The 24929-nt window shown below is 58.3% G+C and carries 22 protein-coding genes; 13 read left to right on the top strand and 9 right to left on the bottom strand.

Annotated elements, in window-relative coordinates:
• The first annotated feature begins 103 nt into the window (after window positions 1–103).
• Window positions 104–424 (top strand): hypothetical protein, encoded by a 321-nt coding sequence (locus tag AFK24_RS28995; protein ID WP_139110594.1) that lies wholly within the window; start codon window positions 104–106, stop codon window positions 422–424.
• A 68-nt stretch (window positions 425–492) separates the two neighbouring features.
• On the opposite strand, the gene AFK24_RS28990 is transcribed toward AFK24_RS28995, so the two are convergent.
• The 3 genes from AFK24_RS28990 to AFK24_RS31305 form a co-directional block, all read right to left on the bottom strand.
• Complete coding sequence (locus tag AFK24_RS28990; RefSeq protein WP_065836521.1) at window positions 493–837, bottom strand: hypothetical protein; 345 nt, start codon at window positions 835–837, stop codon at window positions 493–495.
• A gap of 82 nt (window positions 838–919) precedes the next feature.
• On the bottom strand, window positions 920–1363 hold the full coding sequence (locus AFK24_RS28985) for a hemerythrin domain-containing protein (RefSeq protein WP_065836520.1): 444 nt from the start codon (window positions 1361–1363) through the stop codon (window positions 920–922).
• Window positions 1364–1454: 91 nt separating this feature from the next.
• Window positions 1455–1595, bottom strand: coding sequence for a hypothetical protein (locus AFK24_RS31305; protein ID WP_080482364.1), 141 nt, complete (start codon window positions 1593–1595; stop codon window positions 1455–1457).
• A 17-nt stretch (window positions 1596–1612) separates the two neighbouring features.
• Between AFK24_RS31305 and AFK24_RS28980 the strand changes: the two genes are divergently transcribed.
• On the top strand, window positions 1613–1906 hold the full coding sequence (locus AFK24_RS28980) for a hypothetical protein (protein ID WP_240500476.1): 294 nt from the start codon (window positions 1613–1615) through the stop codon (window positions 1904–1906).
• A 242-nt stretch (window positions 1907–2148) separates the two neighbouring features.
• On the opposite strand, the gene AFK24_RS28975 is transcribed toward AFK24_RS28980, so the two are convergent.
• A complete protein-coding gene (locus AFK24_RS28975; protein ID WP_065836518.1) occupies window positions 2149–2592 on the bottom strand; it encodes a GFA family protein in 444 nt (147 codons plus the stop codon).
• A 104-nt stretch (window positions 2593–2696) separates the two neighbouring features.
• On the opposite strand from AFK24_RS28975, the gene AFK24_RS28970 reads away from it, so the two are divergent.
• From AFK24_RS28970 to AFK24_RS28955, 4 genes are all read left to right on the top strand, one after another.
• On the top strand, window positions 2697–3581 hold the full coding sequence (locus tag AFK24_RS28970) for a LysR family transcriptional regulator (RefSeq protein WP_065836517.1): 885 nt from the start codon (window positions 2697–2699) through the stop codon (window positions 3579–3581).
• 231 nt (window positions 3582–3812) lie between these two features.
• The gene (locus tag AFK24_RS28965) at window positions 3813–4115 is read left to right on the top strand and encodes a type II toxin-antitoxin system HigB family toxin (protein ID WP_065836516.1); all 303 of its coding nucleotides are present in this window, start codon (window positions 3813–3815) and stop codon (window positions 4113–4115) included.
• Window positions 4115–4471, top strand: coding sequence for a helix-turn-helix domain-containing protein (locus AFK24_RS28960; protein WP_065836515.1), 357 nt, complete (start codon window positions 4115–4117; stop codon window positions 4469–4471). Before AFK24_RS28965 ends, AFK24_RS28960 begins: the two co-directional genes overlap by 1 nt.
• Window positions 4472–4793: 322 nt before the next feature.
• Entirely contained in the window at window positions 4794–6383 is a 1590-nt protein-coding gene (locus tag AFK24_RS28955) for an ABC-F family ATPase (protein ID WP_080482363.1), read from the top strand.
• 73 nt (window positions 6384–6456) lie between these two features.
• Here the strand turns inward: AFK24_RS28955 and AFK24_RS28950 are convergent, their stop codons facing one another.
• Window positions 6457–7626, bottom strand: coding sequence for a lactonase family protein (locus AFK24_RS28950; RefSeq protein WP_139110593.1), 1170 nt, complete (start codon window positions 7624–7626; stop codon window positions 6457–6459).
• Between the two features lie 130 nt (window positions 7627–7756).
• Between AFK24_RS28950 and AFK24_RS28945 the strand changes: the two genes are divergently transcribed.
• From AFK24_RS28945 to AFK24_RS28935, 3 genes are all read left to right on the top strand, one after another.
• Window positions 7757–8956: an MFS transporter gene (locus AFK24_RS28945; protein WP_065836512.1), complete on the top strand. Its 1200-nt coding sequence runs from the start codon at window positions 7757–7759 to the stop codon at window positions 8954–8956.
• A 102-nt stretch (window positions 8957–9058) separates the two neighbouring features.
• A complete protein-coding gene (locus AFK24_RS28940) occupies window positions 9059–9838 on the top strand; it encodes an endonuclease/exonuclease/phosphatase family protein (protein ID WP_065836511.1) in 780 nt (259 codons plus the stop codon).
• Between the two features lie 205 nt (window positions 9839–10043).
• Window positions 10044–12689 carry an autotransporter outer membrane beta-barrel domain-containing protein gene (locus tag AFK24_RS28935; RefSeq protein ID WP_065836510.1) on the top strand — a complete coding sequence of 882 codons (2646 nt, stop codon included), beginning with the start codon at window positions 10044–10046 and terminating at the stop codon, window positions 12687–12689.
• 51 nt (window positions 12690–12740) lie between these two features.
• Here the strand turns inward: AFK24_RS28935 and glgB are convergent, their stop codons facing one another.
• Genes glgB through AFK24_RS28920 form a run of 3 tightly spaced genes read right to left on the bottom strand, consistent with a single transcriptional unit; the run spans window position 12741 to window position 20337 of the window.
• Entirely contained in the window at window positions 12741–14966 is a 2226-nt protein-coding gene (gene glgB / locus AFK24_RS28930; protein WP_065836509.1) for a 1,4-alpha-glucan branching protein GlgB, read from the bottom strand.
• A complete protein-coding gene (gene treS / locus AFK24_RS28925; protein WP_065836508.1) occupies window positions 14963–18289 on the bottom strand; it encodes a maltose alpha-D-glucosyltransferase in 3327 nt (1108 codons plus the stop codon). Before treS ends, glgB begins: the two co-directional genes overlap by 4 nt.
• Before the next feature lie 17 nt (window positions 18290–18306).
• Entirely contained in the window at window positions 18307–20337 is a 2031-nt protein-coding gene (locus tag AFK24_RS28920) for an alpha-1,4-glucan--maltose-1-phosphate maltosyltransferase (RefSeq protein ID WP_065836507.1), read from the bottom strand.
• Between the two features lie 345 nt (window positions 20338–20682).
• On the opposite strand from AFK24_RS28920, the gene AFK24_RS31300 reads away from it, so the two are divergent.
• Window positions 20683–20859 carry a hypothetical protein gene (locus AFK24_RS31300; RefSeq protein ID WP_020290030.1) on the top strand — a complete coding sequence of 59 codons (177 nt, stop codon included), beginning with the start codon at window positions 20683–20685 and terminating at the stop codon, window positions 20857–20859.
• Between the two features lie 24 nt (window positions 20860–20883).
• On the opposite strand, the gene AFK24_RS28915 is transcribed toward AFK24_RS31300, so the two are convergent.
• Entirely contained in the window at window positions 20884–21417 is a 534-nt protein-coding gene (locus AFK24_RS28915; protein WP_065836506.1) for an MgtC/SapB family protein, read from the bottom strand.
• 202 nt (window positions 21418–21619) lie between these two features.
• Here AFK24_RS28915 and AFK24_RS28910 point away from each other — a divergent pair, with 202 nt between their 5' ends.
• The 3 genes from AFK24_RS28910 to mapR all read left to right on the top strand — a co-directional run bounded on the left by AFK24_RS28910 (window position 21620) and on the right by mapR (window position 24923).
• Window positions 21620–21868, top strand: a complete 249-nt coding sequence (locus AFK24_RS28910) for a DUF3203 family protein (RefSeq protein ID WP_065836505.1) — start codon at window positions 21620–21622, stop codon at window positions 21866–21868.
• Window positions 21869–22053: 185 nt separating this feature from the next.
• Window positions 22054–23460, top strand: a complete 1407-nt coding sequence (gene ccoG, locus AFK24_RS28905) for a cytochrome c oxidase accessory protein CcoG (RefSeq protein WP_065836504.1) — start codon at window positions 22054–22056, stop codon at window positions 23458–23460.
• Between the two features lie 44 nt (window positions 23461–23504).
• A complete protein-coding gene (gene mapR, locus AFK24_RS28900; RefSeq protein WP_065836503.1) occupies window positions 23505–24923 on the top strand; it encodes a GntR family transcriptional regulator MpaR in 1419 nt (472 codons plus the stop codon).
• The last annotated feature ends 6 nt before the right edge of the window (window positions 24924–24929 follow it).

The following is a 24929-nucleotide window of genomic DNA, read 5'->3' as shown; positions in this document are numbered from 1 at the left end:
CGGATGACCGTTCGTCGCAGCTCAGGGCACAATGGGGCGGGTAAGATTGACCAATATCAGGTAACGCTCATAACCAGGAGACGTACCCATGATGAAGTCAAAGATGACTAGCCTTGTTTTGACCGGCCTGCTTTCCATCTCTTGCATGTCCGCATTCGCGGCGTCAGGCGAGTCGAATACCGGGCCAGCCAAACCTGAAACCGGCGGTGCTACCCAAAGCGGTTCAGCCATGCCGCCCGGCACCCACCCAAGCGCACCAACCGGCAGCAAAGATGCCGATGCCTATGGCCGCGGCACGGGGACCGGCGCAGGTAAATCCGTTGATGGCGGTGATACCGGCAGCGGCGTTGGCAAGACCGGCGGCCCGAACAAGAATGGCCCCAATGGCACCGGTGGTGGTGCGTCAGGTTCTGACGACAACTGACAGCCTTGCAGCGAAAAATGGCCCGGGATTATCCCGGGCCATTTTTTTGGTGCATTGGCTGGTGCGTACTACAGGCAAGTCGCCAAGGCCGCACCGCGTCGATCAGCCGGCATGGTGTCTGGCGCAGCGTAGAAGTTAAGAACGGTCTTGCCGCTCTGCGGCTTCACATCGACAAAGTATTCGGCACCGGTTGTGTAGACGGTGAAGCCGTCAGCACTGGAGCGCATGAACGCTTCCGGGTCCGGACCCACCATGGCTGCGTCCTGCCAGGCATATTCCACACACTGTGCAACCACGTTGGCGGCCTTCTGCGTGGTGTAAACCTTATAAGGCCCGACAGCGCGGGCCTGATTTGACGGTGAGGTACAGCCAGCCAGCAGCACCGCCGCAACAGCCCCAATCAACAGCTTCATGGTATTCCTTGAAGGCGAAAAAAGCCGATTCTACACTTTCGTCGTCGCTGCATCGCTTGTCCGGCGAGCCTTGAACACGCTATCAGGCTTCAGCCAGCTGCTCTTCGTATTCTTTTACATACTGCCCGGCCAATGATTCCTTCTGTTTGTCATCCAGAAGCTTGCCAGCCATCTGGAAGAACTTCTGCTCTTCTTCTTTCAAGTGGTGATGCACTTTCTCGGAAAGCTTCTTGGCCGTGGCCAGCCAGCTCGGGCTGGACATCTCGGTTTCGTCCAGCTCTTCCATCAGCTCATCCATCGCGTGATGCTCGGAAATCGCATGGCGACTCAGATCCACGCCATTGTCGTGGGCCATCAGCGGTATATAAAAGAAGCGTTCTTCAGCCGTTTCATGCGCCTGCAGTTCAGCCTTGAGTTGCTTGTACGCGTCCACACGCTCTTGGCTGTCGCCACTGGTACGGACCAGATTCTCGGCATAACCACGCTGGCGATCATGACTTTCACGCAAGGCTTCAAAAATATTCAATGGCGCTACTCCAGACTGGCTTCCCAAGGGTGGAAGCGATATGCACTAGACATCCACCCAAGATCAGCGTTCCACCCTCCGCCGCCACGAATCAGTAAACGCCAGGCGGAATTCCGTCTTTGTTGAAGTCTTTGAGCCGTTCTTTTTCTTCAGGTGTCGAGTGCGCCGGAGTGTTCTGCTTGGGTGCTACTTTAGGAGATTCCTTTGGTGCTTCTTTCTTTTGCTCGCTCATCAGCGGATCCTCGTTTAATGGCAGGTATTCATGAGGCCGCGACGACTGGATTGAGTTCCTTGCCATTGAAGCGAACGTGGAGAACGAACAACAAGGATGTGCAAGCAATGATCGAGGCAATAGGTGAAATTCTGCTGCGTGCGGTGTGTTACCCCGTGGGCTGGCTTTTTATGCGCGTGGTTACGCTGGGCAAATACCCGGCCCGGTGGGATTGGTTTGGCGAAACAGTCATCGCGCAATGGACGCTGGGGATTGGCTGCGCAGTGCTGGTTGTCACAATGATGGCTTCCTTGCATCAGTTTGTGTTGTGAGTTGACCCGTTCGCGCAAGAGCCCTCTGCCACAGGCCAGATGACTGCCCTTGAGGCGAAAGATAGAGGGTCACCTAAGCCCCAGTTGCCCAAGCAAATCTGCAAATCAGGCCACGTCGTCAGCCAATCCTTCGAACGGAGGCGGTCTAAATACACCTGCCTTCAGTATTTCTAACTGCCGTCCCCCGTGCAATAACCACCATTGCGAACTCTTGCACCCTATCCCCAGGCTTATATCGCCGCTTATGGTTTCTGCTCGCTGATGGCATTTGCAAATTCTTCGGGTGACGGGCTTTCCGGCCACTGCGCGACACCCGCTGGCAGCGAGATCCATGGTTGTTTACGCTTGACCCAAATGTGGGCCAGGGGCGTCAATCGCTCCGCGCCATTGAGCACGCTAGCCCGCAAGACGCGCATACCAGGGGCTTCGTCGGTTTCGTTGAATAGCCGTGTGAAACACGTGTCGCAGGCGTAATGGGTCGACGTATGCCCCTCTGTTGTATACGTGTAGGTGCGCATGTTTCCCGACACTTCAATCGCCTGTGCGGAGCAGAGCATGTGTAATGCGAGGGCGCTACCGCTCCACCGCTGGCAGTTCAGGCAGTGGCATGCATACAACGGCGGGAGCGTTTCAACCTGCAATTGAAGGTGGACTTGTCCGCATCGGCATTGACCGGTGAAACCCATGGTGTTGCTCCTTATACTGCTGCGCTACAAATGGGAGGTGCATCATCCCTGTTCCTCGCCCCCGCCAGAAGACAATAAACGGAGTAACCGTTGGTACGAAATAGATGAGCGGCCTTGAATGGGAAAGCCAAAGGGTGTTCCTGGCGGTACTGCGCAGCGGCAGCCTGTCGGGCGCTTCCCGGTTGCTGGGGATCGCGCAGGCAACGGCTCGCCGACGTCTGGAAAGCCTCGAAGCTGGGCTGGGCGTGAAGCTGTTTACCCGTACCCCCGCAGGGCTCGTGCCTACTGCATCGGCACGTGGGCTTGTTCACCATGTCGAGTCCATGGCGATGGCAGCCGAGGCGTTCAACCGCATGGCCAGTGGTGAAACGAATGTATCCTGCGGCACTGTGAGGCTCACCAGTAGCGCCTTTTTGGGCGTTGAGGTATTGCCGGGACTGATGCGCGAGTTTCATTACAAGCACCCGGAATTGAGGCTTGAAATCAGTATCAATGACTCGCTGGAAGACATCGCACACCAGGAATCAGATATCGCTGTGCGCCTGCTGCGTCCGAGCGAAGCCACAGTAGTCGCGCGCCGCACCGGCGTCTTGCGAGTCGGCCTGTACGCAAGTGCTGAGTGCCTTCATCGCTACGGCAAGCCTGAGAGTCTCGATGCATTACGACGCACTCCCTTGATTGGCCCTGATCGGAACTCCGCCGACCTGCACCGCCTGGTCGAGGTGGGCCTGTGCGAGGCAGACCAGACATTCACGGTCGCCACCGATAACCATCTTGCTCAACTCGCTGCACTCAAGGCTGGCCTCGGATTCGGTTTATGCCCGGCCACTGTGGCCGCGACCTATGGCCTGATCCAGGTTTTGCCTGGCAGCTTCGGCTTTGAAGTCGACGTGTGGATAGCCATGCACAACGACCTGCGCAAAGTCGGGCGTATCGCCAACACATTTGAAGTCCTGGGTGAGGAATTAACCCGATACCTGGCCGGTTGAGGAAGGCATGTCGGCGAAGGGAAGCCCGCTGGCACATGTGACCAAGGCATGTTGGCAATCCATGACCGCCGCCCACTTGTGCTGACGCCTGAGCTGGCCCGGGAGTGGGTGGGTGGGCATTGCGTTTCTCCTGATGGCGGTTCATGAATTCTCGATAGAGCCACGCACACAGTTCGCTTGCAGCGACGTGAGGGACAAGATAAGCTCCCTCCCATATTGGGAGGATCGTTTTTGAGAGTGATAGCGCGAGGGACTTTGCGGGCCTTCTGGGAGACCAGTCCGGCTTACTCATATGCCATGACACCACTGATTGAGTGGTACAGGCACATGGAAAAGGCGAGCTATCGCACACCTCAGGAGGTCAAAGCTGAACTGCGTTCTGCCAGCATCCTGAAAGGCGGGCGAATCGTTTTCAACATCGCCGGGAACAAGTATCGGGTGATCCTCGCCATTGACTATGAGCGGCAGATTGCATTCATTCGCTTTGTCGGAACACACGCCCAGTACGATCAAATCGACGCGGAGACCGTGTAATGAACATCAAACCTATTCGTACCGAAGCCGACCTTGCCGCCTCACTGACTCGGGTAGAGGAGCTATGGGGTGCGCCCTTGAATAGTCCTGAAGGCGATGAGCTGGAGGTGCTGGCGGTGCTGGTCGAGAAATTTGAGGCCGAGCACTTTCCCCTGCCGGCGTCCGATCCTATCGAGGCCATCAAATTCCGCATGGATCAGCAGGGCCTGACACCTAGTGATCTCGAACCCTACCTGGGCTCCAGCGGCCGGGTATCCGAGGTGCTGAACCGCAAGCGTAAGCTGAGCCTTGGGATGATCAAACGTCTGCATGACGGGTTGCGTATTCCTTATGAAAGCCTGCTGGCCGGAGTTTGAATTCGAGATTCAAATCAACGCGTTCATGACTCCTCCGTCTGATTCGGGTGATAAACACGTAGTGCTCTTTATCTGCGGTTACTTAGCAACTTACAGACCACCATACAACTGACACCCAGTCTGTGCGACAATGCGCGCCAAATTCGGCATGAATCCCGCATTCATTTGCAGCAGTCCGACACTCAAGTCGCAGATTGCTGAATAGATATGGCCCAAAGAAAGGCCTCAGACTCGGGTCAAACGCCCTGGGCAAAGACGGAAACGGGTATCAAATCGGTATCGGCTGCATTCAGCCAACTCCAAGTCATTGAAGGTAAGGTAATTGATCTCCACAGCAAACATCACGATGCAGTTCGGCGCGAAACCCTTGTTCGAGAACGTCTCGGTCAAGTTTGCTGCCGGTAACCGTTATGGCCTGATCGGCGCCAACGGCTGCGGTAAATCCACCTTCATGAAGATCCTCGGCGATGATCTGGAGCCTTCGGGTGGGCAGGTGATGCTGGAGCCGAACGTACGTCTGGGTAAATTGCGCCAGGACCAGTTCGCTTACGAAGAGTTTTCCGTTCTCGACACCGTGATCATGGGTCACGAAGAGCTATGGAAGGTCAAGGCCGAGCGCGATCGCATCTATTCGTTGCCGGAAATGACCGAAGACGACGGCATGGCCGTTGCCGAACTGGAAACCGAGTTCGCGGAAATGGACGGTTATACCGCCGAATCCCGCGCCGGTGAACTGCTGTTGGGCCTGGGTATTGGCATCGAGCAGCACAGCGGGCCGATGAGCGAAGTGTCGCCGGGCTGGAAACTGCGGGTGTTGCTGGCTCAGGCGCTGTTTTCCGATCCTGAAGTGCTGTTGCTCGACGAACCGACCAACCACTTGGACATCAACACGATTCGCTGGCTGGAAAACATCCTCACTCAGCGCAACAGCCTGATGATCATCATCTCCCACGATAGACACTTCCTGAACAGCGTCTGCACGCACATGGCCGACCTGGATTACGGCGAGCTGCGTCTGTTCCCGGGCAACTACGACGAGTACATGACCGTGGCGACTCAGTCCCGCGAGCAACTGCTGTCGGACAACGCCAAGAAGAAAGCGCAGATCAACGAACTGCAATCGTTCGTCAGCCGCTTCTCGGCCAACGCCTCGAAATCCAAGCAGGCCAGCTCCCGCGCCAAGCAGATCGACAAGATCCACCTGGCCGAGGTCAAACCTTCGAGCCGTGTCAGCCCGTTCATTCGTTTCGAGCAGACCAAAAAGCTGCACCGTCAGGCGGTCATCGTCGAGCGCATGGCTAAAGGCTTTGACGGCAAAGAGCTGTTCAAGGACTTCAGCTTTACCGTTGAAGCCGGCGAGCGCGTTGCGATCATCGGCCCGAACGGTATCGGTAAAACCACCTTGCTGCGCACGCTGGTCAACGAGCTGTCGCCGGATGCCGGTACGGTCAAATGGACGGATGCGGCTGAGCTGGGCTACTACGCTCAGGATCACGCTTCCGACTTCGAAGATGAATCCAACCTGTTCGACTGGATGGGTCGCTGGACTCAAGGCGGCGAGCAAGTCGTTCGCGGTACCTTGGGCCGCATGCTGTTCTCCAACGACGACATCCTGAAATCGGTCAAAGTGATTTCCGGTGGCGAGCAAGGTCGTATGCTGTTCGGCAAGCTGATTCTGCAAAAGCCGAACGTGCTGATCATGGATGAACCGACCAACCACTTGGACATGGAATCCATCGAAGCGCTGAACCTGGCGTTGGAAAACTACCCTGGTACGCTTATTTTCGTCAGCCATGACCGTGAGTTTGTTTCCTCGCTGGCCACCCGCATCATCGAGCTGAGCCCAAGCGGCGTGGTCGACTTCAGCGGCACCTACGACGATTACCTGCGCAGCCAAGGCGTCGTGTTCTGATTTGATTGATCAGAGCGCTGACAAACAAAAGCCCCGTCCTGTGTGACGGGGCTTTTGCGTTCAGGCGCGGAGTTTATTCAGCGGGTTGTTGCAGGACTTCGATCCACAGCGCGCCTTTGCCGGACGGCGCTTCGCTGACCCGCTTCAATGCGCCATCGCTGCCAACGGCGTAGGCACCGACCATGGCGGCTTTTTCGCCCGTCACCAGCAGCCATTTGCCATTTGGCGAGAAGGCTATATTGCGCGGTTGCTTCTCCTCGACCGGATAGTTATCGAGAAAGGTCAGCGCGCCACTGTTGGCATCCACTGCAAATGCCGACACCGAGCTGGTGGTGCGTTCGGTCATCAGCAGCAGCTTGCCATCAGGAGACATGCGCAGGTCCGCTGCCCAGATGCGTGGGGTCGGGTCGTCTTTCAAATCGTTATTGCTGGCGTCGCGCACTTCCCCGTGGACCAGATTCAGGCGCGGCGGAATACCATTGACGGATGAAACCTGAGTCAACGCCCCACTCTGCGCGTCGATGGAAAAGGCCGTCACTGTTCCGCTCATTTCACCGACAAAGTACACAAATTTGCCGTCTGCCGAGAACGCCAGATGCCTTGGGCCGGTCTTGGTCGGAACGCTGACATAGCCGTCACCAATCGGGGTCAGCGTGCCGGCTTTGTCATCAAGGCGAAACTGCAAGACGTGGTCGGAACCCAGGTTGCCCGCGTAGGCAAAGCGGTTGCTCGGGTCGGTACGTACCGAGTGCGCATGGGGGCCTGTCTTGATGGTTTGAATGCTGTCGCTGGGCTGATGATCCTTGTCGATGGCCTGCACGCTGAGCAGATCCCCGCCATAAGAGGCGCCTAACAGGAACTTCCCGGACCGATCCGTCGACAGGTAAGCCAGGCTTTCGGCCAGCGGACCTTTGGAAATCTGGCTCAGATGCCCGGTCTTGGGATCGATACTGAAACCCACGACTTGATACGGTTTGACCCGCAGGGCAGCAAATAGCACTTTGCCATCCGGCGTGAGCGCCATGGGATTGACCTGACTTCCAGCCGGAGTTTGCTCAATCAGGTTGAGCGCACCGGTTTTTTCGTCGAGACCGTATTGGGAAATGAAGCCATCGCCGGGGCTGGAGATGTAGGCGAACGTCGCGCCGTGGGCGTGAAAACTAAGACCGCATGCCACGGCAGCAGCCAGAAGAAGAGGTTTACTCACGAGGGATCCTTTATTTTTATGTTTGTGGTCAGTCATCCTATGACTGCTCGAAGCCAGCGGCAATATTTGTTTACAAATAAATAAACTACATCGTTAGCATGCTTTCTTTTCCCGGAATCTCCAGCCATGATGTGCCACTCCCTAACGCTTGCCAGCGAACGAGTCCATGTCCTCCGCCTTCACGCCACCGCCTCCAGTTGAAGTCAGTTCCATGACGATCACCTTGCAGATCGTCACTATCGTGCTCTACACCTTTATCGCGTTCCTGTGCATCGGTTTGCCGATTGCTGTGATGCCCAGTTACGTGCACGACCAGCTGGGATTCAGCGCAGTCATCGCAGGTCTGACGATTGGTTCACAATATCTGGCCACCCTGCTCAGCCGTCCACTGGCCGGCAGGGTCTGCGACACCATCGGCACCAAACTTGCGATTGTCTACGGCATGTCCGGGATTGCCATCAGCGGCGTGCTGACCTCGGTTGCGACGTTGCTGGAAAGCGCGCCGGTGGTCAGCCTGACGGTCCTGATCATTGCGCGGCTGTTCATCGGCGTCTCCCAAGGCCTGATCGGCGTTGGCAGCATCAGCTGGTGTATCGGCAAGGTCGGGCCGGACCATACCGCCCGGGCGATTTCCTGGAACGGTATCGCGTCCTACGGGGCTATCGCCATCGGCGCGCCGCTGGGTTATGTGATGACGCACGATGTCGGTTTCTTCAGTATCGGCCTTGCCTTGACGGCGATGGCGATAGTGGCCCTGGTGATCATCCGCAAAAAACCTTCGATCCCCGTGATCAAGGGTGAACGCTTGCCGTTCTGGTCGGTATTTGGGCGCATCGCACCTTATGGCGTCAGCCTGACGCTGGCGTCAATCGGCTATGGCACGATGACCACGTTCATCACTCTGTTCTACGTCAGCCGCGGGTGGGAAGGCGCCGCTTATTGCCTGAGCGTCTTCGGAATTTGTTTCATTCTTGCCCGCTTGCTATTCATCGGCGCAATCAACCGTCTTGGCGGCTTCACCTCGGCCATTGTCTGCATGGGCGTGGAAACCCTGGGGCTGGTCCTGCTGTGGATTTCGCCCAATACGGGCTTTGCTCTGGCAGGCGCTGGCTTGACGGGGCTTGGGTTGTCCCTGGTCTATCCGGCGTTGGGCGTCGAAGCAATCAAGCAAGTGCCGATTTCCAGTCGCAGTGCCGGCTTGAGCGCCTACGCGGTGTTCTTCGATCTCGCCCTGGCAATCGCTGGACCGGTGATGGGCGCTATCGCTTTGGGAATGGGTTACGCCTCGATCTTTTTCTTCGCATCGCTGCTGTCGATTGGCGGTTTAATGCTTACTGTGATGCTGTCACGCCGCCCGAGGATTTGAAGAAACGTCGGGGCAAAAAGATGAACTGCCAGCGTACGCATCAGTCCCATTTAGACATTTGCCGTACTTAGGAGCGTTCGCGTGCCCCCCGATCCTGCTGGTATGAATAGTAATGCAGCGGACATGAGCAACAGCCCGGACGTCCACAAGCTGCGTGTCCTGACCGTCAACACCCACAAGGGATTCACCGCGTTCAATCGACGCTTCATTCTCCCGGAACTGCGCGAAGCCGTGCGCAGTACCGGCGCAGATCTGGTGTTCCTGCAAGAAGTGTTGGGTAGCCACGACGGTCACGCGTCACGCCATCATGACTGGCCCGTTACTTCCCACTACGAGTTTCTGGCTGACAGCATGTGGAGCGATTTTGCCTACGGCCGCAACGCGGTTTATCCCGACGGCCATCACGGTAACGCCCTGCTCTCCAAGTACCCGATTCTGAGCCATCGCAATCTCGACATTTCCATCACCGGCCCCGAACGCCGTGGTCTGCTGCACTGCGTATTGCAGGTGCCGGGGCACGATGAGGTGCATGCGATCTGCGTACATTTGAGCCTGCTGGAAAGTCATCGGCAACTGCAGTTGGACCTGCTGTGCAAACTGCTGGATTCCCTGCCCAGCCACGCGCCGGTAATTATCGCCGGGGATTTCAACGACTGGCAGCTGCGCGGCAATGCCACATTGGCGCGTTGTGATTATCTGCATGAAGCCTTCGAGCGCCATCACGGTTTACTGGCCAAGACCTATCCCGCGCGCTTCCCGCTGCTGCGTCTGGATCGCGTCTATCTGCGCAATGCCAGCAGCCACTCACCGAAAATCCTCGGCAACCGGCCCTGGACACATCTGTCGGATCATCTGCCGCTCGCGGTAGAAGTTCACCTCTGAAGCCCTGCAAAATCCGTGGCCCTGCGCCAACCATCCGTCGGTCATTTACTTGACGGGCGGATGGATGACCTCTGTACTGAAGGTGCAACTATCTAATCAATATGGAAAAACGCAATGTCGCTGGTCTGACATGCAGTGCGTTTTAGCGTGGCCCGTAGGCACGACGTGACCGCCTCCCTGACTACGCTACTCAGGGAGAGACATCATGAAGCACCCCCGTGGCAAATCTTGCCCATGGCGTTTGGCCGTCCTGCCCGTCGCAATCTTTGGCATGTGGTGCAATCCGGCGCGTGCGGCCTGTGATCTGAACTCGACGATCGGCAGTGATATTCAAATCTGCGACAGCGGCAGCAGCGGCCCGCTGACCAACCCCGCCGGCAACAACACACTGGTTTTCCCTGCTGGCGGCAGTGGCGCGATCATCGGCAACGTCACCTTCGGTGCAGGTCATGACCGCATTGACATGAATTCCGGCAGCATAGTCGGCGATTTCAATCAGGGCGCAGGGGTCGACGAGTTCAGAATCACTGCCGGCACCATCACTGGGGACGTCAACCAAAGCTTCGATCCGGATGACTTTTTCATGAGCGGCGGCACCATGCGTTCCCTGACCCAAGGCGACGGGCACGATACGTTTCTCATGACCGGCGGCACCATCAGCAATGCATTCGAAGACGGCGACATTGCGCGCATGACAGGCGGCACGATTGGCCGGGTTGACATGAAACTGGACGACAACGTATTCGACATGTCGGGCGGCACTATCATCAATAACCTGGTGAGCGGCTTCGGCAAGGACACGATCATTGTCTCCGGAGGCATCATCGGCGGCGTAGTCAGCGTCAGCGGTGGCGACGACCGCATCACCGTCAGCGGCGGCGAAATACGCGGTGGCATACGTGCCAGCTTCGGCAACGACATTCTCGCCTGGCACGATGGTGGCCTGATCCGCGCGGCCGTGCTGATGGCTGACGGTAACGACAGCGCGACGCTGACCAACCTCGCTGAAGCCTTGCTCGGCCCGAACCCTTTGCTGGACGGCGGCGTCGGTACCGATACGTTGACCTTCGACGCTTCGACAACCGCAGCTCCAGGTCGCTATGCCAACTGGGAAACAGTCAACCTCAATAATGGCTCGCGCATGGACCTGGCCGGAGAAATGGTCCTCGGCGACGCCACCAGCGGCACTGGCGTGTTCAATATCGACGGTACCAGCACCGTCACATCTACAGCCGGCACCTTGCGCCCCTTTACCGCTGGCCAGCTGGCAACGATGAATAACGCTGGAACCCTGGACATGACCACCGGCAGCAGCCAGGCAACCGACACCCTCACCGTGCGCGGCAACTACATCGGCAACAGTGGCAAGTTGTTGCTGCAATCGGTATTGGGCGACGACTCTTCAGCCAGCGACAAGCTGGTCGTGGCTCAGGGCGCGATCAGCGGGACTACGCAGATCAACGTCACCAACCTGGGCGGCCTGGGCGCGGTAACTCAACAAAACGGCATTCAGGTGGTACAGGCCAGCGAGGGAGCAACCAGCGACAACAGTGCGTTTACGCTGAGCAACTCGTTGTCAGTCGGGGCCTATCAATACTATTTATTCAAAGGCGGCGCGACAGCGGGATCGGAAAACAGCTGGTTCCTGCGCTCGACCGTACTCTCGCAACCCCTGGCCCTCGCGGTACCGCCCACCACGCCAGAAACACCTGTTACGCCAACCGAACCCACAACACCCACAACACCAACAACGCCGACGGAACCTACGGTACCGACTACGCCCACAACTCCAACAACCCCAACCACGCCATCCGTGCAGCCAGCGGCGACTGCCCCGGTCGCGGCCATCGGCACCCCTCCGCTGCCGGCGCCAGTCCGGGGCGCGGCACCGATTACGCTGTATCGCATGGAAGTGCCCAACTACGCCGTGGTGCCGCCAGCGGTCGCCATGCTGACCCAGATGTCACTGGGCACCTTTCATGATCGTCAGGGTGAGCAAAGCCTGCTGAGCGAGTCTGGCTTTGTGCCCGCGGGATGGGCGCGAGCGTTCGGCAATGACTTCAAGCGCAGTTGGTCCGGCACTGTCGATCCGAGCCTGGACGCATCGCTCAAGGGCTATCAGGTCGGCCATGACCTGTACGCTTCGGAGACCGCCAGCGGCGGTTCACAGCGCACCGGTTTCTTCGTCGGTCACAGTCGACTGGAAGGCCACGTAGACGGCTTTGCCGGTGGTTTCAAAGACAACCGCACTGGTAAGGTAAAAATCGAGGGCGACAGCGTCGGCGTGTATTGGACACTGGTCGATCCGAAAGGCTGGTACGTCGATGCAGTGGCGATGGGCACGCGCCTGGATGGTTACAGCCGCTCGGACCGAGGCGTACGGATCGACACCGAAGGACGAGCGCTGAGTCTGTCCCTTGAAACCGGGTATCCGATTCCTGTCTCCGCAAACTGGATCGTCGAACCCCAGGCACAAGTGATCAACCAGCACATTGATCTGGACAGCCAGAATGACGGGATTTCCCACGTGTCATTTGATTCCCAGTCCTACACCACTGGCCGTGTCGGTGCGCGTTTGAAAGGTCGGTATAGCGTCAGCGGCATGCCACTGGAACCCTATGTGCGTGGCAATCTGTGGCACACCTTTGGCGGTTCGGACACGGTGACCTTTGATCACGTGGACAGAATCAAGACCAAGCACAAGTCCACCACAGCTGATTTGGGGGTAGGTCTGGTGGCAAAAGTGTCAAAGGAAGTAAGTCTGTATGTCAGCGCCGATTACAGCGGCAACGTGGACGATGACAATCTGGAAGGCTTGATGGGCAATCTGGGGATGAGGATTAGCTGGTAAGGGGTAAAACCACAACGCGGCGCTCATATCGAGCGCCGCGTTGCCTGTGGATTACTCGGCGTACGGCTTGAGAATCAACACTGCCAGCGGAGGCAGGTTCAGCTCCAGCGAAGCCGGCATGCCGTGACTTTTGCTGTCTTGCGTCTGCACCGCGCCGCCATTGCCGAAGTTGGAGCCGGCATAGGTTTCCGCGTCACTGTTGAGCAGCTCGCTCCACTTGCCTGCGAACGGTACGCCGACGCGATAGTTCACGCGCGGCACAGGCGTCAGGTTGGCGACCACCAACAGCGGTTCGCCTTCCTTGCTCCAGCGCAACCAGGCGAAAACACTGTTGGCGGCATCGTCGCCGATCAGCCACTGGAAGCCCATTGGCTCGGTATCGCGTTCGTGCAGGGCTTTCTCTTCGCGATAGATCCGGTTCAGATCGCTGACCAGCGTTTTCACGCCGATGTGCTCTGCGTATTGCAGCAGATACCAGTCCAGCTGTTCGTCGTGGTTCCACTCGCGCCATTGGCCAAATTCGCAGCCCATGAACAGCAGTTTCTTGCCCGGATGAGTCCACATGAACGTCAGATAAGCGCGCAGGTTGGCGAATTTCTGCCAGCGGTCGCCAGGCATCTTGTCGATCAGCGAATGCTTGCCGTGCACCACTTCATCGTGGGAGATCGGCAAGATGAATTTTTCCGACCAGGCATACATCAGCCCGAAGCTCAGCTCGCTATGGTGATGGGCGCGATGAATCGGATCCTGCTGCATGTAATGCAACGTGTCGTGCATCCAGCCCATGTTCCATTTGTAGGCAAAGCCCAAACCACCTTGTTGCGTGGTCTGACTCACGCCGGGCCAGGCCGTGGATTCTTCGGCAATCACCAGCGCGCCGGGCACTTCGAGATTGACCACGTCATTGAGGTGACGCAGAAAATCAATGGCTTCCAGGTTCTCGCGACCACCGAAACGGTTCGGCACCCACTCCCCGGCTTTACGCGAATAGTCGCGATACAGCATCGATGCGACAGCGTCCACGCGCAGCCCATCGACGTGGAAGTGCTTGAGCCAGTGCAGCCCCGAAGCCAGCATGAAACCATGCACTTCAGTACGGCCCAGGTTGTAGATCAGCGTGTCCCAGTCCTGATGAAAGCCTTCCTGAGGGTTGGCGTATTCGTACAGCGCGGTGCCATCGAACTGCGCCAGGCCGTGAGTATCGGTCGGGAAATGCGCCGGTACCCAGTCAAGAATCACGCCGATTTCCGCCTCGTGGCAGGCGTTGACGAACGCTGCGAAATCTTCCGGGGAACCGTAGCGCGCGGTGGGAGCGAATTGCGCCAGCAGCTGATAACCCCACGAGCCGCCGAATGGGTGTTCCATGATCGGCATCAGCTCGATATGGGTGAAACCCAGTTCCTTGACATACGGGATCAGCCGTTCGCCCAGCTCATGCCAGTTGTACTGGCGCCACTCACCTTCCTCGTTCTGTTCCTTCTGCCACGAACCCGCGTGCAGCTCGTAGATCGACAAGGGCGCGTTAGCCGCATGACGATCTGCGCGGGAGGCCAGCCAGGCGTCATCTTTCCAGTCGAACTGCAAAGGCGCGGCGACTTTCGAAGCCGTATCCGGCGGCATGGTGGTCGCCAAAGCCATAGGGTCGGCTTTCAGCGGCAGGATGCCATCGGCGCCCAGAATCTCGTACTTGTAGACTTCGCCCGGCTTGAGGCGCGGCACAAACACTTCCCAGACACCGGTCGGGTGGCGCAAACGCATGGTGTGACGACGACCGTCCCAATTGTTGAAACCACCGACCACCGAGACACGCCGCGCATTGGGCGCCCAGACCGAGAAGCGCACGCCATCAATGCCGTCGACATTCTTGACCTGCGCACCCAGACAGCTGCTCAGGTCGCGATGGTTGCCTTCGGCAAACAGGTAAAGGTCCATTTCGCCCAGCAACGGGCCAAAGCTGTACGGGTCTTCGGTGATCTGCTCACCGCCGGCCCAGTTGATTTTCAGCAAGTACGGCTGTGCTTCGGTGAAATGCCCGACGAAAAACCCCGGCACTTCGCTCATTTGCAGTGGACCCAGCTCACGTTCGCCATCACGGGCCAACACGCTGACGCTCAAGGCATCCGGCAGGTAAGCCCGAATGAACTGGCCGTTGGCGCCATCGCCATGGGGGCCGAGTACAGAGAATGGGTCACGGTGTTCAGCACGGATCAACGCATCCATGTCCGCGGCTGCGGGCATCAACTGCGGAGCCGCGCCGGTTTTATCAGGCGCATTCATTGAGACTCTCCATCAGACAGGTTCAGCAGCCCACGCAGGCCTTGCAACGGCACCGACAACCAGGTCGGGCGGTTTTCAGCTTCGTAGACCACTTCATAAGCAGTTTTTTCAAGGGTGAACAGCTCAAGTGCGGCACTTTCACCCTTGGCATCTTTCCAGGCATGCGCCAGTTTTGTGGTCGTCGAGCGATACCCTTCGATGAAAGCTTCACGGGCCTGGCTCAAATACGTCTCGGCGACACGACGGCGTGCGGCGCCAGCCTCCGGTGAAGTGTCGACACTCTGCGCACTGCGCACGGCCATGGCCGCAGCGTAATCAAAGGAACGCAGCACGCCGCTCACGTCTTTGTACGGGCTGTGCTTGGCGCGTCGTTCGTGCATCGGACGAGCAGGCTCGCCTTCGAAATCGATCAGATAGGCATCGCCCTTGACCACCAGGATCTGCCCAAGGTGCAAGTCGCCATGCACCCGGATACGCAAGCCGCCCACCGAACGCTTGGCCAGGGCCTGCACGTGGTTGAGGATTTGCTTGCGCTTGCCCAGCAGGTCGGTCACCAGCTTCTGGTCAACCGCCTCAAGGTGGGATTTCTGTTGCTCCAGGTACTGCAAGGCGCGCTCGATCTGTGCAGCGACGCTTTTACCTGAAGCCTGGCTTTCCTTGACCGTGGTCACTTCGGCAGTAAAGTCGGCATTGTCGGTTTTGGCCGCCAGCACCTGATGCATTTCACCGAGGCGTTGCCCAAGGTTGCGGGAAAAATCAGCCAGCTCCAGCAAGGCGTTGTAATGCTGTTCCTGTCCGGAAACACCGTGCGCCATTTCATCGCGCACCGCACGCTCCAGGTTGTTCTGCGTCCATTCCCACGCGTCGCCCTGATTGCTCAGATAACCCTGCGCAATCATCAGCAGGTTAGGTTCGCCATCATTGCCAACCCGCACCACCGAACCCAGCAACGGCGAAATGTGTTTGTAGCCCGCATTGGTCAGGTAAGCACCCATTTCCAGTTCCGGATGAACCCCTGCCGTGACCTTACGGATCATTTTCAGCACCAGACCGCCGCCCACGACTACCGAACTGTTGGACTGCTCGGCAGACAGGTAACGCACTTCCGATTCGCTGTTCAGCCCAAGCGGTTCGAGCAACGCGGTGCGCTCGAAGCGCAACTCACCTTCGCTGCTGTGCAGCACGGTTTCAGCCTGCATGCCTTGAATGACCGCACGAATGAAGGTTTCCAGGGTGAAGGCATCGGTGATCAAGCCAACCTGACGTCCGCGACGAACACGGGCCAGCGCCAGTTGCTGAGGCAATGCGCTGCTGATGTCATCTTCAGCCAACAGACCGAATGGCAACTGATAGCAGCCTTGATGATCGCCTGCGGTGACTTCGATTTCGCTGAGCAGAACCGGATGCGATGCATCGCCAAAGCGTACCGCGTAAGCGATGTGCACCTTGTCGATCGCCTTGTCCTTGGCCGCAAACCAGCGGCGTTTAGGCAAGTAGACGGCCAGCGAGTTGTTTTCCATCGTGCTGCGCAACGGTTCGTCGAGCAGCTCTTCGAGTCGTTTTTTCAGAACCATGGTCGGAAAGTCCGGGATGCTCTGCGCGGGCTCTACGTGCCAGCTTGGCATCTGGTTCTCCGATGCCAACAAAAACCAGTAAAAACCATAGGGCGGCAAAGTCAGTAGATAGTTGAGCTGGCCAATAGGCGGAAACGCACTGCCACCCAACATCTCGACCGGCACCGTGCCTGCATAATTGGACAACTCCAATTCCGCGGCTTGCGACGCACTGGAAACGTTAGCCACGCACAGGATGATTTCGTTTTTGCCATCCGGTCCGGTGTATTCGCGAATGTAAGCGAGAATCCGTCGATTGCTCGGCGAGAGCATTTTCAGCGTTCCGCGACCAAAGGCCTTTTGCTGCTTGCGCACAGCGAGCATGCGCCGATTCCAGTTCAAAAGGGAATGCTTGTCATTGTTCTGGGTTTCAACATTGACCGACAGGTAACCGTACAGCGGGTCCATGATCGGCGGCAGCACCAGGCTTGCCGGATCGGCGCGGGAGAAGCCGCCGTTGCGGTCGATGGACCACTGCATCGGCGTTCGTACACCGTCCCGGTCGCCGAGATAGATGTTGTCACCCATGCCGATTTCATCGCCGTAATACAACGTCGGCGTGCCAGGCATCGACAACAGCATGCTGTTGAGCAACTCGACGCGGCGACGGTCGCGCTCCACCAGCGGCGCCAGACGCCGACGAATACCCAGGTTGATCCGTGCGCGGCGGTCGGCGGCGTAGTAATTCCACAGGTAGTCGCGCTCACGATCAGTGACCATTTCCAGGGTCAGTTCATCGTGGTTGCGCAGGAAGATCGCCCACTGACAGTTGGCCGGGATTTCCGGGGTCTGACGCAGGATGTCGGTGATCGGAAAGCGGTCTTCCTGAGCCAGCGCCATGTACATGCGCGGCATCAATGGGAAGTGAAAGGCCATATGGCATTCATCGCCGTCCTTGCCTTTGGTATCACCAAAGTACAGCTGAGTGTCTTCGGGCCATTGATTGGCCTCGGCCAGCAACATCCGGTCCGGATAATTGGCGTCGATTTCGGCGCGAATTTTTTTGAGGACGGTGTGCGTTTCAGGCAGGTTTTCATTATTGGTGCCGTCACGTTCGATCAGGTACGGGATCGCATCCAGACGCAGGCCGTCAATGCCCATGTCCAGCCAATAACGCATCACCTCCAGCACCGCTTCCATGACCGCCGGATTGTCGAAGTTCAGGTCTGGCTGGTGGGAATAGAAACGGTGCCAGAAATACTGCCCCGCCACCGGATCCCAGGTCCAGTTGGACTTCTCGGTATCGAGAAAGATGATACGCGTGCCGTCGTACTTCTGGTCGCTGTCGGACCACACGTAAAAGTCCCGAGCCTTGGAACCTGGCTTGGCTGCGCGAGCTTTCTGAAACCATGGATGCTGGTCGGAGGTGTGGTTGATGACCAGCTCGGTGATCACCCGCAACCCGCGTTTGTGGGCCTCGGCGATAAATTTCTTGGCGTCCGCCATGGTGCCGTAATCGCTGTGCACACCGCGATAATCGGCAATGTCGTAACCATCGTCGCGGCGCGGCGACGGATAGAACGGCAACAGCCAGATGGTGTTGACCCCAAGCTCGGCAATGTAATCAAGCTTGGCGATCAGGCCGGGAAAGTCACCAATCCCGTCATCGTTCGAATCGAAAAAAGACTTCACGTGAACCTGGTAGATCACTGCGTCCTTGTACCAGAGCGGGTCATTGATGAACGCCGCGCTCTTGGGTTTCTTCGCCATGGATGTGTCCCTGCTGCTTAATTCGTGGACTGGATACGCCAGATGCCGAAAGGCTGGTAAGCCGGGTCAAGACGTGTGAACTGGGTTTTCCCGTACCAGGTCCAGCGATGTCCGGTCATCAGATCTTCGCCGGAGGTCGCGGCATCGTCGGGCAGCCCCATTTCCCACAGCGGCAGTTCAAATTGCCCTTCTTGAACATTGAACGGATCAAGGTTGATAGCAACCAGAATGAAGTTGCTGCCATCTGCGCTGCGCTTGCCGAAGTACAGGATATTGTCGTTCCAGGCGTTATAAATCTTCAGGCCCAAATGGGTCTGCAACGCCGGATTCTGGCGCCGGATGCGATTGAGCTGGGCAATCTCGGGGATGATATTGCCCGGCGCAGTGAAGTCCCGTGGCCGCAGCTGATACTTCTCCGAGTCCAGATATTCTTCCTTGCCGGGTACCGGCGCGGCTTCGCACAGCTCGAAACCGGAATACATGCCCCACAAACCGGAACCCATGGTCGCCAGCGCCGCGCGGATCAAGAAGCCAGCACGCCCGGACTGCTGCAGGAATGGCGGGTTGATGTCCGGCGTATTGACGAAGAAGTTCGGACGGTAGCATTCACGCCACGGCGACTCGTTGAGCTCGGTCAGGTACTCGGTCAATTCGGCCTTGGTGTTGCGCCAGGTGAAATAGGTATAGCTCTGGGAGTAACCGACCTTGCCCAGGCGCGCCATCATGCCCGGCTTGGTGAACGCCTCAGCCAGGAACATGACTTCCGGATGCTGACTGCGAATATCGGCAATCATCCATTGCCAGAAAGGCAGCGGCTTGGTGTGCGGATTATCAACGCGGAAGATTTTGACCCCTTCCTTGACCCAACCCAACACCACGTCGCGCAGCTCCAGCCATAGGCTGGGAATCGCGTCGGGCGCATAGAAATCGACGTTGACGATGTCCTGATATTTTTTCGGCGGGTTTTCCGCATAACGGATCGTGCCGTCCGGGCGCCAGGTGAACCAGCCCGGATGCTCCTTGAGCCACGGGTGATCCTGGGAACACTGGATAGCGAAGTCCAGCGCGATCTCCAGGCCATGTTCGGCAGCAGCGGCAACCAGGTTGCGGAAGTCTTCACGGGTACCCAATTGCGGGTGGATGGCATCGTGACCACCCTCCTCGCTGCCGATGGCATACGGGCTGCCCGGATCGTCGGGGCCGGCAGTCAACGAGTTGTTCGGGCCCTTGCGATGCGCGCGGCCAATCGGATGGATCGGCGGGAAATACAATACGTCGAAGCCCATATCGCGGATCGTCGGCAATCGCGAGTGAACATCATTGAACGTGCCGTGACGCTCGGGACTGTCGGTGATCGAGCGCGGGAACAGTTCGTACCAACTGGCAAACTGTGCCAGCTCACGCTCCACATCCAGCGGGAACTCGACGCTGCGACTCAGGAATGTCTGGTTATCCGCCTGGTTCATCAGCGCTGCGGTTTCACTGTGCAGCAGCAACGCGACCTTTTCCTCGGCCTCGGCCTTTTCCAGCTCGCCCAGCGCGGCGTGAAGCTGCTGTTGCAGCTCGCCCTTGGTGCGTTCGGCCGCGTGCTCCAGATGAATCCTGCCTTCAATCAACTCCAGCTCGATGGAAACGCCTGCGCTGAATTTCTTCTCGAGCTCATAGCGGTAGCTGGCGAACTGGTCGATCCAGGCTTCCAGGCGAAACACGTAGCGGTTGACGGAGGTCGGGGTGAACTCACCGACCCAGTTGTCATTGACCAGCTCGCGCATCGGCGCGGTGTGCCAATGCTCTTCGTCGGCGGCGCGCCAACGAATCTTGACCGCCAGCTTATCGTGCCCGTCAGCGAATACCTTACTGGTGACGGGTACTGGCTGGCCAACGATTGCCTTGGCGGCAAACAGCCCATCGTCGATTACCGGCGTCGTGTTTTCGATCACGATGCGCGGCAATTGCAAGGCTTGAGTCAGCGTTATAGGTCGAGCCGGGTGTTGGGTATCGGTGGCCAGGGAATCCGGGCCAAATGGCTGATCGGCAGTCACATTCATCGAGCATCACTCCTCACGCCCCAGGGACGCTCCTGTGCAAATCCATGCAATAAAGGTTGCGGACAGCCCGAAACAGGCAGCTGGACAAAAATTTGGCAACCGGAGCAATTCATACTGACTCGTGTGATCCGGTCGCCTAGTTTCCGAGCGGTGTGGCAGGTTAAAAGTTCAAAGAGCTTTCAAGCGGACCGAGCACTGGCGCTTGTCAGCGTAGACACAACTGGAGACGAACGCGGAGTCATCGGCAACAGCACGTTGTCCAAACCTTCGAGCCTGACAAGACCCCCTGCTGGGCCGGTCTTGTACGCCATACTCCACAGCGCATTCCACAGGAAGGTGAAGCCAATGAGCATTCCGATCCCGCCAGAAACGCCCGATCCGATGATTGATGATCCTGCATTGCCGGTACCCAAGCCTGATGAAGATCCGCCGCCCACCATGCCGCCAGTGATCCCGACGCCCGTGGGCGATCCGCCAGCAGAAGAGCCGCCAGCGATTCTGGGCGAAGATTTCCCCGAATAAGCTGCAGGATGTTCAAAGCGGCAGTCAGGGTTTTTCCGAACCATCGTCCTTGTCGCGATTTTTCTCGGGCGGGTCCAGCCTGGCGACAATCCTTGGCATCAGGCTGAGGATGCCTAGGGCCAACAAAGTACTCAGCACCGCAGTCGCCTCACGCCCCATCCCCGCCGCGATGCCAATCGCGGCGGTCATCCACAGTCCAGCGGCGGTCGTCAGGCCTTTGACCTGACCGGTGCTCTGCTCCCGTCCCTTGAGGATTGTCCCCGCGCCAAGAAATCCGATACCGGCGACGATGCCTTGAATCACTCGGCTCAACGCGGCATCGTCAGCGCCCGCCAGTCGCGGCGCCAGGACAAACAACGCCGCCCCCATCGCCACCAGCATATGGGTACGAACCCCGGCCGCTTTGCCCTTCTGCTCACGTTCAAAACCGAGAATCCCGCCCAGCAACGCTGCAACCAACAACCTGACCGTGACACGGGTCAGCTGTGACGCATCGGTGATATCAGAGAATTCCTGTTGCAACGTGACGCCGACTTCGTGCCACCACGGGTGATCCATTGGAGCTCCTGCATTTAGTAGTGAACATGACACCGCAGCCCTGTAGGAGCGGCGCGGTGTCAGAGAAACGGCCGCGAGCTCAATATTCGAATCGCATGCCAATAGACACCGACCTGAGCCCGGAGTGCTGGCACAACGCTCAGAACGTTGCCCTCGGCAAGTGGTCGTAAATCTAGTAGGCCTCATTTCAAAGGAGTTCACCATGCCACTGGAATTCGATAGCACTAACGAACACTGTTCCGCAGAAATCGACGGCGTTCGGCGCAGCAGCCGGGTGGTCGACATTGCGATCACCACCAATGACGCGACACATATGTCCGAAGCCGAGATCGATGGGATTAAAGTGCCGATTACCGAGGCGGAAGCTGACGCTTTGACCATCTACAAGGCCAAGGACCTGCGCCACCACACGGTGGATCGCGACACTGAAAGTCCAACGACAGTCATTTGATCCAGCACAGCTTGGCAGTCGGCGATTTGACTCAGATCACGCTGACTGTCGCTTTACTTCCAATACCGCAAACATTGCTCAAAAACCCATCTGATACGGTTTTTTATCGTCAGGCTGAATCTGTTTTGGTTACAGACCGGCGCGCATAGTCTCGTCACCTGATTAGCGGTAGATGAGCACTAGCCATGAGCGAGAGAATCCCCGTACAGAGCATTGAGCCTGGCCAACCGATTCGTTCCAGATCCCGGCCATCCAGCAGCCTGATCCACACCCGCAGCTTTACCGGCCTGTTCCGCTCCCTGCGCTTGACTGGCACGGGCCTGCTTTTCCTGCTGTTCTTCGGCACGGCCTGGCTGCAATGGGGCAATCGCCAGGCGGTATTGTGGGATCTGGCCGAGAGCAAGTTTCATATCTTCGGCGCCACCTTCTGGCCGCAGGATTTCATCCTGCTGTCGGCGCTGCTGATCATCTGTGCATTCGGCCTGTTTGCTATCACCGTGTTTGCAGGACGGGTCTGGTGTGGTTACACCTGTCCGCAGAGTTCCTGGACGTGGATCTTCATGTGGTGCGAAAAGCTGACCGAAGGCGAACGTCACCAGCGGATCAAGCTTGAGGCCGCGCCCTGGAGCGTCGACAAGCTGCTGCGCCGCTCGGCCAAACACACGTTATGGCTGGTGATCAGCGTGCTGACCGGGCTGACCTTCGTTGGCTACTTCACGCCCATCCGCCCGCTGGCCGAAGAGTTGCTGACCCTGGAAATGGGCGGCGTCAGCCTGTTCTGGGTGGTGTTCTTTACGGCGGCCACCTATATCAATGCCGGCTGGCTGCGTGAAGCGGTTTGTCTGCATATGTGCCCGTATGCGCGCTTCCAGAGCGTGATGTTTGACCAGGACACGTTGACCGTTGCCTATGATGCGGCGCGCGGCGAGCACCGTGGACCGCGCAAGCGCGAAGCCGATCCGGCGGCATTAGGTCTGGGCGACTGCATCGACTGCCAGGTCTGCGTTCAAGTCTGCCCTACTGGCATCGACATCCGCGACGGCCTGCAAATGGAGTGCATCGGCTGCGCAGCGTGTATCGACGCCTGCGATTCGATCATGGACAAAATGGGCTACGAACGCGGCCTGGTGCGTTACGCCTCCGAACGGGTGCTGCAAGGTGGCACCACTCAGCTGTTGCGCCCGCGTCTGCTGGGTTATTGCGCGGTCTTGCTGCTGATGATCGGCGCCCTGGCCATGGCGCTCATTGAACGGCCCATGGTGTCCCTGGACGTCAGCAAGGATCGCGGCCTGTTTCGGGAAAACAGCCAGGGCCAGATCGAGAATATCTACAGCCTGAAAATCATCAACAAGACCCAGCAAACACAGCATTACCGACTGGCCCTCGCTGACAGCCCGGGCTTCGAATTGCATGGCAAGACCGACCTGCGCCTGGCCGCCGGGGAAATCATCGACTTGCCGGTGTCTGTAGCCATGCTGGCTGAACGACCCAGCAGCAGTTCCCAGACCATTGCCTTCGAGGTGGTCGATCAGGATCAGCCTGAAATCCGCGGCCTGGCGGCCAGTCGCTTTGTTGCACCTCTGAACCGTTGATCGAGTAGCGTATGCTTTGCACGCCATCCAGCCCGCGAGACACCATGAAGCGCTACGAGAAGTACGCCGACGATATTGCCGAGTTGATTCGCAGCGGCGTCCTCGCGCCCGGTGAACGGGTGCCATCGGTACGTTATGCCAGCCAGGCCCATGGCATCAGCCCCTCGACGGTGTTCCAGGCCTATTACCTGCTGGAGCGCCGTGGCCTGATTCGCGCCCGGCCGCGCTCGGGTTATTTCGTCAACCCCAGCGTTCTTGTGCAGCCGGCGCAGACGCCCAGGGAGCCGCAGGTCAGCGAGTCCACTGAGGTGGACGTCAGCGAACTGGTGTTCTCGGTACTGGACTCCATCAAGGATCCGAACACCGTGCCGTTCGGCTCGGCTTTCCCCAGCCCGCTGCTGTTTCCGTTGCAACGCCTGTCCCGCTCCCTAGCCAGTGCCAGCCGGGATATGGACCCACGTATGGTCGTCACCGACATGTCGCCGGGCCATCCGCAATTGCGTCGGCAAATAGCCCTTCGTTACATGATTAGCGGCCTGATGCTGCCCATGGAAGAGCTGCTGATCACCAACGGCGCGCTGGAAGCGCTGAATCTGTGCCTGCAAGCCGTCACCGAGCCGGGCGATCTGGTGGCAATCGAAGCGCCAGCGTTCTACGCCTGCCTGCAAGTGCTGGAACGCTTGAAGCTCAAGGCTGTGGAGATTCCGGTGCACCCCCATGACGGCATCGACCTGGGCATTCTGGCGCAAACCCTGGAACGCTATCCGGTCAAGGCCGTCTGGTGCATGACCAGTTTCCAGAATCCCAGCGGCGCCTTGATGCCAGAAGCGCGTAAACGCGAATTGGTCGAACTGCTGCGCGAGCATCAGGTGCCGTTGATTGAAGACGACGTGTACGCCGAGCTTTATTACGGGCCGCATGCGCCGAAACCGGCCAAGGCCTTCGATACCGACGGGTTGGTGATGCATTGCGGATCGTTCGCCAAGAGCCTCGCCCCCGGCTACAGAATCGGCTGGGTGGCGGCGGGACGGTATGCGCAAAAAATCGAAAGGCTCAAATTGATGACATCGCTGTGCGCTTCGATGCCAGCGCAGGCGGCCATTGCCGATTATCTCGAACACGGCGGCTACGACCGTCACCTGCGCAAGCTGCGTTACGCCCTGGAAGATCAGCAACGCGCCATGCTCGCGGCCATCGGCCGCTATTTCCCGGCGCAAACCCGGGTCAGCCAACCGGTTGGCGGTTATTTCCTCTGGCTGGAGCTGCCCGATTCAGTAGATTCGCTGCAGGTCTTCAAGGTGGCGCTGGCTCAAGGCATCAGCATCGCACCCGGACCGATATTTTCGCCGACCCAACGCTTTGCTCATTGCATCCGCCTGAACTACGGCAGCCCCTGGAACGATGCAGCGGAAAAAGCCATGGAAACTCTGGGCCGGATCATCCGTTCGATGCTCGGCAACTGATTCCGC

This window comes from Pseudomonas syringae, assembly GCF_001698815.1.
Taxonomy (GTDB): domain Bacteria; phylum Pseudomonadota; class Gammaproteobacteria; order Pseudomonadales; family Pseudomonadaceae; genus Aquipseudomonas; species Aquipseudomonas syringae_A.
This window is presented reverse-complemented; position numbering and strand designations above follow the sequence as displayed.

Bases quoted from the DNA above. Each gene is read 5' to 3' on its own strand.
- AFK24_RS28995 (WP_139110594.1), top strand. From the start codon at position 104: ATGACTAGCCTTGTTTTGACCGGCCTGCTTTCCATCTCTTGCATGTCC.
- AFK24_RS28990 (WP_065836521.1), bottom strand. From the start codon at position 837: ATGAAGCTGTTGATTGGGGCTGTTGCGGCGGTGCTGCTGGCTGGCTGT.
- AFK24_RS31305 (WP_080482364.1), bottom strand. From the start codon at position 1,595: ATGAGCGAGCAAAAGAAAGAAGCACCAAAGGAATCTCCTAAAGTAGCA.
- AFK24_RS28980 (WP_240500476.1), top strand. From the start codon at position 1,613: ATGGCAGGTATTCATGAGGCCGCGACGACTGGATTGAGTTCCTTGCCA.
- AFK24_RS28975 (WP_065836518.1), bottom strand. From the start codon at position 2,592: ATGGGTTTCACCGGTCAATGCCGATGCGGACAAGTCCACCTTCAATTG.
- AFK24_RS28970 (WP_065836517.1), top strand. From the start codon at position 2,697: ATGAGCGGCCTTGAATGGGAAAGCCAAAGGGTGTTCCTGGCGGTACTG.
- AFK24_RS28960 (WP_065836515.1), top strand. From the start codon at position 4,115: ATGAACATCAAACCTATTCGTACCGAAGCCGACCTTGCCGCCTCACTG.
- AFK24_RS28950 (WP_139110593.1), bottom strand. From the start codon at position 7,626: ATGACTGACCACAAACATAAAAATAAAGGATCCCTCGTGAGTAAACCT.
- AFK24_RS28945 (WP_065836512.1), top strand. From the start codon at position 7,757: ATGTCCTCCGCCTTCACGCCACCGCCTCCAGTTGAAGTCAGTTCCATG.
- AFK24_RS28940 (WP_065836511.1), top strand. From the start codon at position 9,059: ATGAATAGTAATGCAGCGGACATGAGCAACAGCCCGGACGTCCACAAG.
- AFK24_RS28935 (WP_065836510.1), top strand. From the start codon at position 10,044: ATGAAGCACCCCCGTGGCAAATCTTGCCCATGGCGTTTGGCCGTCCTG.
- glgB (WP_065836509.1), bottom strand. From the start codon at position 14,966: ATGAATGCGCCTGATAAAACCGGCGCGGCTCCGCAGTTGATGCCCGCA.
- treS (WP_065836508.1), bottom strand. From the start codon at position 18,289: ATGGCGAAGAAACCCAAGAGCGCGGCGTTCATCAATGACCCGCTCTGG.
- AFK24_RS28920 (WP_065836507.1), bottom strand. From the start codon at position 20,337: ATGAATGTGACTGCCGATCAGCCATTTGGCCCGGATTCCCTGGCCACC.
- AFK24_RS31300 (WP_020290030.1), top strand. From the start codon at position 20,683: ATGAGCATTCCGATCCCGCCAGAAACGCCCGATCCGATGATTGATGAT.
- AFK24_RS28915 (WP_065836506.1), bottom strand. From the start codon at position 21,417: ATGGATCACCCGTGGTGGCACGAAGTCGGCGTCACGTTGCAACAGGAA.
- AFK24_RS28910 (WP_065836505.1), top strand. From the start codon at position 21,620: ATGCCACTGGAATTCGATAGCACTAACGAACACTGTTCCGCAGAAATC.
- ccoG (WP_065836504.1), top strand. From the start codon at position 22,054: ATGAGCGAGAGAATCCCCGTACAGAGCATTGAGCCTGGCCAACCGATT.
- mapR (WP_065836503.1), top strand. From the start codon at position 23,505: ATGAAGCGCTACGAGAAGTACGCCGACGATATTGCCGAGTTGATTCGC.